The following is a 12887-nucleotide window of genomic DNA, read 5'->3' as shown; positions in this document are numbered from 1 at the left end:
CACATTCTCGCTTTGCCTATCTCGGTCGATGGCTTAGGCCGGTCGGTAGACCGTCGAAGAATGAGGAAAGTCATGGCGAAATCGAGGCAGCCGACGCGCGGTGCGACAGTCGTTGATGTTGCAAAACGCGCTGGCGTGTCCTCTATGACCGTGTCGCGCGTGATCAACTGTCGACCCGGTGTCAGCGAGGAAACCCGTGCTCTGGTCGAGGACGCGATCAAGGCCCTGGCTTATACACCCAATGTGGCGGCGCGGAATCTCGTCACCTCCACGGAACTGCGCATCGGCGTAATCTACTCCAGCGTCAGCGCCGCCTTCATGAGCGAATTCCTGACCGGCGTCTTCGAGGAAGCGTCGTCGCGCGGCGCACGCCTGATCCTGCTCAAGGGCGAAAACGGGCGGGCGCCGAACGTGACAGCGCTGAAGGAACTGCTGGCCTCGGGGCTGAGCGGCGTATTGCTCGCGCCGCCACTCGGTGAAGCGCCGGAAGTCCTGCGCGTGCTACGGGAGGCGGGCTGCCCGATGGCCGCCGTGGGCGCCTATCAGTCGCCGGACAAGATCTGCGTGCGGATCGACGATCGGGCGGCATCCTATCAGATGACCCGCTTGCTGCTCGATCTGGGGCACAGGAGGATCGGGTTCATCCTTGGCAATCCCGACCAGGCGGCTAGCGTGGAGAGAATGGCGGGTTTCTACGCTGCGGTCCGGGAAAGCGAGGGGGTGGAAGTTCAGGTCGTCCAGGGCGATTTCACTTATGTCTCAGGGCTTGCGGCCGCCGAGCACCTGCTCACGCTGCCGAAGCGACCCACGGCCATTTTCGCCAGTAATGACGACATGGCCGCCGCCGTCGTTTCTGTGGCGCATCGGCAGCATTTCGACGTTCCCAGCGAACTGACCGTGGTCGGTTTCGACGATACGACCGCGGCGAGCACGCTCTGGCCGCCGCTCACCACGGTCCATCAGCCGGTTCGTCAACTTGCTGCCGAAGCGCTGGGGCTGTTGATTGCCGAGATCGGCGCGCAACCAGGCAAGTCGCGCGTGCCGCGCGAGAGCATTCTCGATCACGAGATCGTGAAACGTCAATCGACCGGAGTGCCGTCACCTTCCTCGCCCGCATAGACGAACCAGGCAAAATCCGCAGGCGCGGCCATGCCGGACAGGTCCTGGCAGGCCATGCCGACGAAAGTGCCGGTAAAGTTGGGAAGGCCGGGACAGGTCACTTCGTCCGAGAGGATGGTTATGTCGAGCGGCCGGGCAATTCTCTCCCACTCGGATGCGCCTTGCACTCGCCAGCCGAAGAGCAGGGCGTCGCCGTCGACAGTCGCCTGCAGTTCGATCGGTCCGTCGGGCAGGGAGGCGACGACTTCCATCGTTACGCCCTCTTCCCGTTCCGGCGAGGCGACCATCAGTTGGAGTATACGCAGGCCATCTTCGATACTGATGTTGAGGTAGTAATACTTCGTAGTATTGTAATAGAGGATCAGGCCCGCTGCCTGCTGGAACGATCGGGGCGAGAAATCGAGGCATGTGCTGGCGGTGAAGCGTCTATGCTCCAGCCGCCGCGCGACGAGCGCCTGCTCGAAATGGCTGCCCACCGTTTCCCGACCGTACAGCCGCAGGAAACCCGGACGATCGGACAAGCTGAAAAGCCGTTCCGGCAGCGGAGTGCGCAGCCACTGGAATTCCCGGGGGAGGGTAACGCGATCGAACCGGCCATTCCACGGTTCCACCGGCCAAGGCGCGGCAGGCAGGTCGGGAGCGGTCGGGGTCGCCATCGGCTTTGCATCGCCATCCAGGGTACGCAGCCAGCCGTCGTCGTCCCATCGCATCGGCTGGATCGCAGTTTCGCGTCCGAGAATGCAGCGTTCACGGCCCGGAACCGGTCGGCCGCACAAGTAGGCAAGCCACGGCGTTCCATCCGCCAGTTCGACGAGATCGCCATGTCCCGCCCGCGTCAGCGGTCCGTCGCGGCGGCCCGATGCCGTGAGGACGGCGCCATCGGGGTGAACTTCATAAGGCCCCAGCAGGCTGCGCGAACGGGCCATGACCACCGCATGGTTCCAGCCCGTCCCGCCCTCGGCCACCAGGAGATGATACCATCCGCCGCGCTTGTAGATGTGCGGGCCTTCGGTGAAGCCCAACTCGGTTCCCCTGAAAATCAGATGGGGTTCGCCGACGAGCTTCAAGGCAGCGCGGTCGAATTCCTGGATCTGGATGCCGGCGAAGCGGCCGCGATCGGGGCGATGGTCCCAGAGCATGTTGAGCATCCAGCTCCGCCCGTCCTCGTCGTGGAACAGGGCGGGGTCGAAGCCGCTGCTGTTGAGATGGGCGGCGCTGGACCAGGTCCCGTCGATCCGGTCGCAGCTCACGACGTAGTTCGGGAAGTCCCGGAGGGACGCGCCCTTGGCGCCGTTCACCGTCGTCATGCCGTAACGCTTGACGTCGGTGTAGATGAGCCAGAACCGGCCGTCGGCATGGCTGAGGTCCGGCGCCCAGACTCCGCAGGAATCCGGGGCGCCGCGCATGTCCAGTTGCGATGCCTGCGCCAGGGGACGGGCGACCAGCCGCCAGTGCTTGAGATCGCGGCTGTGGTGGATCTGGACGCCGGGATACCACTCGAAGGTCGATGTCGCGATGTAGAAGTCGTCGCCGACCCGCAGGATCGACGGATCGGGGTTGAATCCCGGGAGGATCGGGTTTGAGATCGTGCTCATGAAGGTTTGCGTACCAATGTCCAAAGCAGGACGGCGCCCAACAGGTCGAGGACGCCAAGAATGACGAAGAAAGGGCCGTAACCGACTTGATCGACCATCTGGCCGAGCAGGACGGTGAAAACGAGAACCCCAAGGTTTCCGGCCAGACCGGCCAGGCCTGCTGCCGTCGCCACCGTGTTGCGGGGGAACAGGTCGGACGCCATGGTGATGACGGTGACCGACAAGGTCTGATGCGCAAAACCGCCGAGGCACAGCAGCGCAATCGCTGCGTAGGGATTGGTCGCCATTCCCACGAAAGCCATGCCGGTCATCATCAGTGCGCCAAGCGTGAAGGTCCAGCGGCGGGCGTCGATCAGGTCTATATTGCGGCGTTGCAGGAAAGCTACGACAGCGGGACCGAACAGGCATCCCATATCTGCGGCCAGAAACGGCAGCCAGGCGAACAGCGCGATCTGTGTCAGATCGAAACCGCGCACGCGGGCCAGATAGAGCGGCATCCAGAAGGAGAGCATGCCCCATACCGGGTCTGCGAGCATCCGGGGGAGGGCTATCCCCCAAAGGTCGCGCCTGCGCACCAGCGTCAATATGGAGGAGCGCTTCGCTTGCGGGGCGAGCCGTGCTTCCTGACCGCTGGCGATATATTCTCGCTCGGCGGGCTTCAGCCGTTTGTGATGCGCCGGGCTGTTGTAATACAATAGCCAGAGTAATGCCCAGATGAGGCCAATTCCTCCCGCGATGACGAATGCCAGCCGCCAACTGTGCATCATCACCGCCCAGGCCACGAGCGGCGGCGCGAAAACCGCACCGAACGACGCGCCGATATTGTAGATTCCGCCGGCCACGCCTCGCTCTCTGGAGGGGAACCACTCCGCCACCAGCTTCTGGCCGGCGGGCTGCGCGGCCCCTTCGGCCAGTCCCAGAAGGCCGCGCAGGGCGGCAAATCCGAGCCAGCCGTTAACGAAGCCATGTGCCATCGTGATCAGCGACCAGGCGGCGACACAGATGCCGAAGCCCATCCGAAGACCCACGCTGTCCAGGAAATATCCGGCAGCCGGTTGCAGCATGACGCCCAGCTGGAATGCGCTGGTGATCCAGCCGTATTCGACGCTGTCGATCGACTGCTCATCCAGGATTACAGGGGCCGCGACGCCCAGGACGGAACGCGAGAGGTAGTTGATCACCATCGCGCCCACGAACAGGCCGATGATGGTCCACCTTACCTTGCCGATCCTAACGGCCATCATGATTGATTCTTGATAACGTTAACACAATTTTGGAGATCGAGCGGCCTTTCGGCCGACAGATGCCGCAGAAAAGCCTGTAACGCCTGGAACACATCGGTCGGCATAATTCGTCTCAACTCCCAAGATCCGCTCATTTTCTCTCTTGTCTGAGTATTGACAACGAATCGAGAAGATATCAATACCCGTTGTTAGCGCTACCTAACTTTCTGTCGAGTCTGTGACACACTCATCGGAGGCGGTGCGCCCCCGCAGCAAAGCCTGCGACGGGCAAATAATAAATCTTGGGGAGAGCAGTATGTCACGGTCCAATTCTCGTATCGATACGTCTTGTTCGCGTTTCACCATGGTCAGTGTAGCTGCCATGGCGGCCTGCATGATGGCGGTTCCGGCCTCTGCGCAGGACTCAGCCGATGCGGCGACATCTCAGGGCGACGAGCAACGCGTCCAGGCCGCCGACATCGTGGTTACGGGGTCGCGCATCAAGACCAGCGGCTATACCGCTCCGACGCCCACCACGGTGATCGATTCGGGCGCGATCGAGTCCAACGCGCAACCGAACATCTTCACGACGATCGCCCAGCTCCCGTCGCTTCAGGGTTCGAGCGGTACGTCCGTCAACACGTTCAGCACATCCAGCGGCCAGCAGGGACTCAGTTCCTTCTCGCTTCGCGGTGTCGGCGCTATCCGGACCTTGACGCTGCTCGACGGCCAGCGCGTCGTCGGCGCCAACGTGACCGGCGTTCCCGACATCAGCCTGTTCCCGCAGCTTCTCGTCCAGCGCGTCGATGTGGTGAACGGCGGCGCTTCGGCTTCCTACGGTTCGGACGCGGTCGGCGGCGTGGTGAACTTCATCACCGACACCCGCTTCAAGGGCATCAAGGGCAATGTCCAGGGCGGCATCAGCCGCTACGACGACAACAAGCAGGTGCTGGTCCAGCTCGCGGCCGGCACGAGCTTCATGGATGACCGCCTGCATCTGGTGGTCAGCGGCGAATATGCCAACGAAGACGGCGTCGGCGGCGGCGATTTCGGCATCGGGCTGGCCGGCGGTCGCGACTGGTTCAAGCAGACCAGCCTGATCGATCGCGGCGTCGTGAACGACGGATCGCCGCGTTACGTCCTGCGCGATTTCGCGCAGGCCTATAACTATACCAAATATGGCCTCATCACCTCCGGCCCGCTCCAGGGTACGGCGTTCGACCAGAACGGGGTGCCGTTCCAGTTCAACTATGGCTCCAACGGCATCCCGGCGCGCGACGGTACGACGACGGTGCGCAATTGCTATCCGGGCTTCTGCCTCGGCGGTGACCTTTCCGGCAACGTCGATGCAGGCCGAACGCTCCAGTCGTCGATCGAACGTATCAATACTTATGGCCGCCTCGGCTTCGATTTCGCCGCCGATAACGAAGTCTATTTCACTTTCAACTACGGTCAGGTGAAGACGCAGAACCAGCCGGTCGGCGGCATGAACAAGCCCGGCCTGACGATCCAGTGCGCCAATCCCTTCGTACCGGATTCGATCAAGGCCGCCTGCGCGACGGCGGGCATTACCAGCTTCGGCTACGGCACCAGCAACGCGGCGCTGGGCAATACGCAAGTCCATACCGATCGCCGGCAGTACCGCGCGGTACTCGGCGCCAAGGGACAATTCGATTTCCTGGGCACCGACTGGTCCTACGACAATTACTACGAGCACGGCACGAATTACACCGATATCGACGTGTCGAACATCCTGCTGACCAACCGCTTCAACGATGCGATCAATGCAACGACGCTGAACGGCGCGATCGTCTGTGCCAGCGCCGCCGCACGGGCAAACGGATGCCAGCCGCTCAACTTGTTCGGCGGCAATCCCTCGGCAGGAGCCCTGGCCTATATCATGCCGGAAAACGGGCCGTTCCAGCGGACCCGGCAGACCCAGGACGTGGTCAGCATCAACGTCTCCGGTTCGCCGGTGGATCTCTGGGCAGGACCGCTCTCGATCGCGTTCGGCGGCGAGTATCGCCATGAATTCTACAAGGTGCGCGCCGATGCCTATGGCATGGGTTCCAACTTCGCGCCAAACACGCCCGACTATCCGGCCGACCCGACCCTGCTGCCCGGCGGCAACAACTGGTATGCGGGCAACTACAAGAGCGGCGGCGGCGCCTATAGCGTGAAGGAAGCCTTCTTCGAGGCTGATCTTCCCATCATCAACAGCGACGCGCTGGGCCGGGCCAATATCAACGGCGCGGTACGCGTCACCGACTACAGCACCTCGGGCACGATCTGGGCCTGGAAGGTCGGCGGCACCTGGAACCTGCCGATCGACGGCCTGCGCATTCGCGGCGTTACCTCCAAGGACGTGCGCGCGCCCAACCTGTCGGAACTGTTCGCCGCACCGGTTACCACCACGCTGCCGAACTTTTTCGACCCGTTCCGCGGCGTGAATGTCCTCGCGATCCAGAACAGCATCGGCAATCCGAACCTGCGGCCGGAAACCGCGCGCAACACCACCGTGGGCATCGCCTTGTCCGGCGCATCCTGGCTGCCGGGGCTGAGCGTTTCGTTCGACTACTACAAGATCAAGATCAAGGACGTGATCTCCAGCCTGGGCGCCACCGACATCGTCAACTTGTGCTTCCAGAACGTCCGGCCCGAAACCTGCAGCGCGTTCAACCTCAACAACCAGCAGGGGCCGAACTTCATCAACGTCCAGGCCTTCAATCTGGCGTCGATCGACACCAGCGGCTTCGACATCGAGGCAAGCTATCGTTGGGAACAGCCGCTGGGCCTGCCGGGCAGCCTCACCTTCCGCGGGCTGGCGACCCATGTGAGCAAGTTCGTCACGGACTCCGGCCTCATCGGTACGCTTCCCAACGACACGGCGGGCGTCAACACGGGCAACACGCCGGACTGGAAGTGGCTGGCGATCCAGAGCTACGAGAACGACCAGTTCTCGTTCATGGTCCAGGAGCGCTGGTTCAGCGATGGCGTGCTCGGTCATCAATATGTGGTCTGCCAGCCGGGAAGCTGCCCGGCGTCCACCAACAATGCGCCGACGATCGACCAGAACTTCATGCCCGGCGCATTCTACATGGACATCGGCGGCACCTACAACATCACTCCGCAAGTGACCGCTTACTTCAAGGTCGACAATCTCTTCGACCGCGATCCCGCGAAGTCGCCGTTCTTCGTCAATCCGGCGCTCTATGACGTGGTTGGGCGGATGTACCGCGCGGGCGTGCGCTTCCGTTTCTGAAATCCGCCCGGAAAATGAGGCGATAAAGAAGAATGGAGCGTGACCTGCTGCTGGCAGGTCACGCTCTGGACTGGGGAGAGGGCCTCGTGAGGAAATCGCGTCGATGAAGCACGAGCGGCTCCATTCCCCTTCGCTGCCGTGTTGACGTCCTCTCCCCCTTCTTCGCCTGAAACGATCGGCACCGTCCCGAGGGACAGGACGGCGGCAAATATAGGGAGATGCGCGTGATGCGGTTGCAGAGGTCAGGTCTGTGGGCGGTGGCAATCGTGTGGGCGTGCCCGGTCGCGGCGCAATTGCCGCCGATGCCGGACATTCCGCGCGCGGCGCCTCCTGTTCCGCCAACCGATGGACACTACAAGGTCGTCATCCCTAACCGCCCGGATCCCGTGCCCGTCGTTCTGTATGTATCGCCGACGGGTTCTGACGAGGGCGACGGTTCCGCGGCCAGCCCCTTCGCTTCGCTCACCCGCGCGCAGCAGGCGGTGCGCACGCTCAACCGCGACCATGACGTAACCGTCTCGCTGGCTGCCGGTGTCTATCGCCTCGAAGCGCCGTTGCGGTTCACGGCAAGGGACGGAGGGCAGAACGGCTATACGGTGCGTTGGGAAGGCGCGCCGGGCATGGACACGTTGCTGTCGGGAGGAACACCGGTCACGGGCTGGGGGCTGGTCGACAGCCAGCGCAACATCTGGTCCGCGCGCGTTCCGGCCAGCATGGACCCGCGGCAGTTGAGCGTGGGCGGACGCCTGGCGCAGCGCGCATCGGTCGAAATGCCACGTAGCTCGGTAGCCTTTCATCCCTGGGGAATCGAGATCAAGGACCCAGCCTGGCGTTTCCTCGCGAATTTACCCGACCAGAGCCGGTTGGAAGTCGAAGGCATAAGCTGGTTCACCCACCGGCACGCGATGGTCGATCGCATCGAGGGCGACAGGATCGTGATGCAGCAACCCGGCTGGCGGAACAATCTGGTGGGGTATGACACCGTCGCGAAGCCGGTATCGGCGGAAGTCGCGCGGATGTTCCTGGTGAACGCCTTGGCGTTCCTGCGCGATCCGGGGCAGTGGTTCATCGATCCCAAGGCCGGGCGGCTGTATTACAAGCCACTGCCGAACGAGGACATGAACCGTATCGCGGTGGTAGTGCCGCGATTGGAACGTCTGGTCTCCATCGCGGGCACTTATGACGACCCCGTCCACGATCTCGAGTTCCGCCGCCTTCATTTCAGCCATACGAGCTGGCTGCGTCCATCCGGGCCGGAGGGCTATCCCAGCCAGCAGAGCGGCGCATATCTCACCGGCGAGCTTGTCGATTACCCGGCCGATCCCATCCGCGATTGCAGTTGGGGGTGCTGGTCGTTCGAGCGGATGCGCAATCGCTGGAACCAGCAACCGGCAGCCGTGCAGGTTGCAGCCGCGCGGCGCGTCGTCTTCGACGAAGACCGGTTTTCGCAACTGGGCCAGATCGCGCTGGGAATCGGCAACAACCCGGATGCCAACGATAGCGGTATCGGCCTCGGCACATCGGCGATCGAGGTGACGAACAGCGAATTCACCGATCTGGCCGGGGGCGCCATCATGGCAGGTGGCGTACAGCCGGACGCGCACCACCCTTCGCGCCCCGAGATGGGCCTGCGCGACATCGTCATTCGCGGTAACCGCATCAAGGGCGTGTCTCGGGATTACAAGGAACAGTCGGCAATTCTCGTGACTTACGCCTCCGGCACGGTCATTATGAACAACGACATTTCCGACACCCCCTATGACGGGATCGACGTTGGATGGGGCTGGGGGGCGAACGATCCCGGTGGCAGCGCCGAGTATTGGCGGAAACAACGCGGTTACTACGACCAACCGGGAAACCTGGTCTACGACACCCCCACGACGTTGCGCGACACGGTGGTGATGGGCAACCGGGTGGGCCGGGTCAAGCAGTGGTTCCCCGATGGCGGCGCGATCTATCATCTCTCGGCCGACCCCGGCGCGCTGATCGCCGAGAATTACATCTACGATGTGAAGGGGGCAGGGGGCATTGCCATCTATCTCGACGAAGGATCTCGCTTCGTGACTGTGCGCAACAATGTCATAGATAATGTCGGTGGAGTATGGCTGAACCTGAACACCCAGTCTCATATTGCACCGAGACGGACCGCGCTGGACAATGTTGCGATGTTCAACTGGTACAATAGCGGCAGGTTGAACGGCGAATGGACGGATTATCTCAACAATCGCGCGAGCGGTAATATGAAAGTTAACGGAACTGCCTGGCCGGCAGAGGCAAAGCGCGTCATCGATATGAGCGGAATAAAATAGGACCCATCGCCAGGTAAAAACGTGAGTCGATCGAGCTACACTGTCTCAAAATAGGCCAAAGCGATATACGCAAACTTCTCGTCGCAGGTCCGGTGAGCAGAATACGGTGGGTCGTGAGCAAAGGCGTTCTCCCCGACAACTGGCTGGGCCGCATGATGGCTCGCAGGCCCAGGATGGCGGTCGCCGTAGCACTGGCGAACAAATGGCGCGGACAATCTGGGCGATGATGACTCGCGAGGAAGACTACTTGGAGACTTAAAGTCCTTTCTTTTCAGGCGCTCGATCCGCAGTGCCTGAGATCGGTGCCGCGACTTCAATCTCTACCCGGCGGTTCTTCGCGCGACCCTCGGCATCGTCGCTGCCATCGAGGTTCCGATTGGGCGCTATCGGACGCGCCTCGCCAAGAGCAATGACGGTCATACGCTTCACATCAATGCCCTTGCTGACAAGGTAGTCGCGCGCCGCCTCGGCCCGGCGGCGGGAGGCGGCAAGGTTCTCCGTGTCGGATCCGCGAGAATCGCTGTGCCCCCAGATCGTGATCTGTCCGCCGGCCTTGAGCGTCGGATTGGCGAGCAGGCCATCAATTAACCCGCGCCCGGTGTCATCGGGTTTTGCACCTGTTGCCGGGTAGGGAACTACCAAATGAACCGGCTCCAGAGAGGGAGCCTCGCTCGGGCCGATATCGACATCTTCACGGATGATGGACTTCTTCGGCTCCTGCGTTGGCTCGTCCGGTGCCGCGCTGGCAAGCGCGTCAGGTATGGCGGCATCGCTTGCAGGCACATCGTTTGCTTGTCCCTCACTCCGCTGCTGACAAGCGCCAAGGGATGCCAGCAGAAGTAAGGATGCGGTTATCCGCGCGTTATTCATGCTGTCGCCTCCTTGGTTTCGGGAATGTTACGAGTGGGCTCCGGCTCTGCACGGCGAGGCGGGCCGTAGGAGATGATCGTGTCGCCCGGCTGAGGCGTTGGGCGCGAAGCGTGGGTAAAGAACAGGATCTTGCCCTCTTTTCGCAACACGAAAAGCATGTCGGCCTCATCCGGTAGTGCGGCCTGTGCATCGGCGAAATCGAACTGTTCGCTGATCCGCGTCTTGCGGAAGGTCCAGCCGGCGCTTTCGTGCTCGGCTATTTCCTCTACGCCGATGCCTGAGGCGAACATCGCGCGTCCGCGAAGAGCTTCGGGAAGGCTGCGATGATCCTCGTCATCTCCCATGCCGCCAAGCTGATAGACGGCATCCCTGCCGATATCCGGTGCAAATTCGCTGCAGACGAGCGCATTGTAAGCCTCGTTGTCGGTCGTGGCGACGAGGACCTGGAACTGCGCCAGATCGAGGCGGTCCTCGGTCGATTCCGCCAGAATTTCACCGTGATAGGTCGCGATACCGGCCTGCCGCGCCACCGAAAGGCGCTGCCAGCTGGTGTCGGCGATCATGACCGGGACATCCAGTTGCCGCAACTGATTGGCCAGGGACAGGCTCCACGAGGTGCTGCCGACGATCAAGAGGCCTTTCTTGCGAGCGCCCATGACCTTTAGCCAGCGTGCGACGTAGCGGATGCTGAACCCGTGCGCGACAATCGTGGCGACGACGACAGAGAAGGACAGTGTGACCAGAATGCTGCCATCACCGTAGCCGAGCTGATCGAGCCTCAGGGCAAAAAGCCCCGACATGGCCACCGCGACGACGCCGCGCGGTGCGATCCAGGCGACCAGCAGGCGCTCGTTCCAGGGGATCTTGCTGAAGGCCAGGCTGAGCAGCACCGTCGCCGGACGCACCAGAAACAGCAGCGCGAGAAGATAGGCAATGAACCGCCACTCGAACTGGCGCAGGACGCCGAAATCGAGCGAGGCTGACAGCAGAACAAAGACGCCGGAGATGAGGAGAACCGTGACGTTCTCTTTGAAGGGGTGAATGTCGCGCAGGGAATCGAGCCGCATGTTGGCGATGGCGACGCCCATCACGGTTACGGCGAGAAGGCCGGTTTCCTGCTGGATCAGGTTTGAAAGCACGAACGTGCTGATGACGGCGACGAGAAGGACGGGGGCCTTGAGGTACTCGGGGACGTGGCCCCGGGGGAAGGCCCAGGCGATCGCGCGCGCAGCTCCGTAACCGATCAGACCGGCCACGACCGCAGCGGCGACGAGCGACGTGGCCACTGAGATCAGGGTACCGCCTTCGCCGGAGCGACGCAGGTATTCGTAAGTAATGACGGCGCAGAGGGCACCGAACGGATCGTTGACGATGGCTTCCCACTTCAGGATCGCCCGCGGGCGAGGCGCGATATTGCTCTGGCGCAGGAGAGGTATGACGACGGTGGGCCCCGTCACGACGAGGATACCTGCGAAAAGGATGGCAACCGGCCATACGAGGCCGGCGACATAGTAGCAGGCCAGTGTGCCCAGCACCCAGCCTACCGGAATCCCCACGAGCATCAGGCGTGTTACCGCGCCTTCTGTCTTCCTGAGTTCGCGGAAGTTGAGGCTGAGCCCTCCTTCGAAAAGGATGAGCGCGACGGCCACCGAGATCATCGGCTCCAGCAGATCTCCGAAGGTCTGTTCGGGGACCACGAGACCGGTGACAGGGCCTGCAAGGACACCGGCTGCGAGCATGAGGGCGATGGCTGGCCAGCCTGTACGCCACGCGATCCACTGGGCGCCGATACCGAGAATACCGATCAGCGCGAAGACAAGGGCTTGCTGATGCATAACGAAGACGGATAACCATCTCGGACCGGTAAGGTAACCGCCCGCACAGAAATTTTTCCAAGTTCGGCGTTCTGTTGGCTGCGCGGATACTGTTACGGACTATCCCTAAGACGGCGCGAAGCCGTGCTGTTCAATAATAGTCGTTCACCCCAATCCCACGCTGTCTGTGCCAGCGATGCCTTCACAGCTCAAAGCTAGGCGTCCAGCCACTCTGCAAGACCATCCAGTGTTTGCAGTCCGTATTCGACCGCACCAAATCCGATAACTTCCTCGCGCCGCTGCGAACTGGGGTGAAGCTGGCGCAGCGTCAGGATCGTCTTACCGTCGGCTTGCTCATCAAAGGTCACCGTCAAACGAAATCGGTCGGGATCCGCTGGATCGGGCGTGCCATATTCTGCAACGATTCTCTCATTCGGCACGATCTCGAGAAATCGTATCTGGTTCGCAAATCGTTGCATATTATCTTCAAAAACGCCGACCATATCGAAGCGCCAGATCCCACCTTCGCGAATATCCGCTTCATGATTTTCGATTTTGAGGCCGGAAGGACCGTACCATTGCGCCAGCGAATCCGCATCCATCCAGGCAGCGAAGACGCGGTCGCGCGGGGACTTGAGCACTTTCACCACGACCACTTCTCGATCAAGCGACCAAGTTTCGGTAGGATTTTCCAT

The 12887-nt window shown here is 62.1% G+C and carries 8 protein-coding genes; 3 read left to right on the top strand and 5 right to left on the bottom strand.

Translation table 11 applies throughout. The features are described 5' to 3' along the window. The first annotated feature begins 144 nt into the window (after nt 1–144). Complete coding sequence (locus AC4D6D_RS09590) at nt 145–1119, top strand: LacI family DNA-binding transcriptional regulator (RefSeq protein ID WP_491325095.1); 975 nt, start codon at nt 145–147, stop codon at nt 1117–1119. Here AC4D6D_RS09590 and AC4D6D_RS09585 read toward each other — a convergent pair. After that, entirely contained in the window at nt 1080–2714 is a 1635-nt protein-coding gene (locus AC4D6D_RS09585) for a glycoside hydrolase family 43 protein (RefSeq protein WP_491325094.1), read from the bottom strand. The two genes, AC4D6D_RS09590 and AC4D6D_RS09585, sit on opposite strands and share 40 nt — an antisense overlap. Then, nucleotides 2711–3958: an MFS transporter gene (locus tag AC4D6D_RS09580; RefSeq protein ID WP_491325093.1), complete on the bottom strand. Its 1248-nt coding sequence runs from the start codon at nt 3956–3958 to the stop codon at nt 2711–2713. Before AC4D6D_RS09580 ends, AC4D6D_RS09585 begins: the two co-directional genes overlap by 4 nt. A 343-nt stretch (nt 3959–4301) precedes the next feature. Here AC4D6D_RS09580 and AC4D6D_RS09575 point away from each other — a divergent pair, with 343 nt between their 5' ends. Next, nucleotides 4302–7199 (top strand): TonB-dependent receptor plug domain-containing protein, encoded by a 2898-nt coding sequence (locus AC4D6D_RS09575; RefSeq protein ID WP_491325092.1) that lies wholly within the window; start codon nt 4302–4304, stop codon nt 7197–7199. A gap of 227 nt (nt 7200–7426) precedes the next feature. Further along, entirely contained in the window at nt 7427–9508 is a 2082-nt protein-coding gene (locus tag AC4D6D_RS09570; protein ID WP_491327231.1) for a right-handed parallel beta-helix repeat-containing protein, read from the top strand. A 255-nt stretch (nt 9509–9763) separates the two neighbouring features. Here AC4D6D_RS09570 and AC4D6D_RS09565 read toward each other — a convergent pair whose 3' ends face one another. From AC4D6D_RS09565 to AC4D6D_RS09555, 3 genes are all read right to left on the bottom strand, one after another. After that, the gene (locus tag AC4D6D_RS09565) at nt 9764–10378 is read right to left on the bottom strand and encodes an OmpA family protein (protein WP_491325091.1); all 615 of its coding nucleotides are present in this window, start codon (nt 10376–10378) and stop codon (nt 9764–9766) included. Then, the gene (locus tag AC4D6D_RS09560) at nt 10375–12213 is read right to left on the bottom strand and encodes a cation:proton antiporter (protein WP_491325090.1); all 1839 of its coding nucleotides are present in this window, start codon (nt 12211–12213) and stop codon (nt 10375–10377) included. Before AC4D6D_RS09560 ends, AC4D6D_RS09565 begins: the two co-directional genes overlap by 4 nt. Before the next feature lie 194 nt (nt 12214–12407). Beyond that, a complete protein-coding gene (locus AC4D6D_RS09555) occupies nt 12408–12887 on the bottom strand; it encodes an SRPBCC family protein (RefSeq protein WP_491325089.1) in 480 nt (159 codons plus the stop codon).

The organism is Novosphingobium sp. BF6 (genome assembly GCF_058273105.1).
Note: the sequence above shows the minus strand (reverse complement) of the source record. Positions and strands in the feature narration are given on the sequence as shown.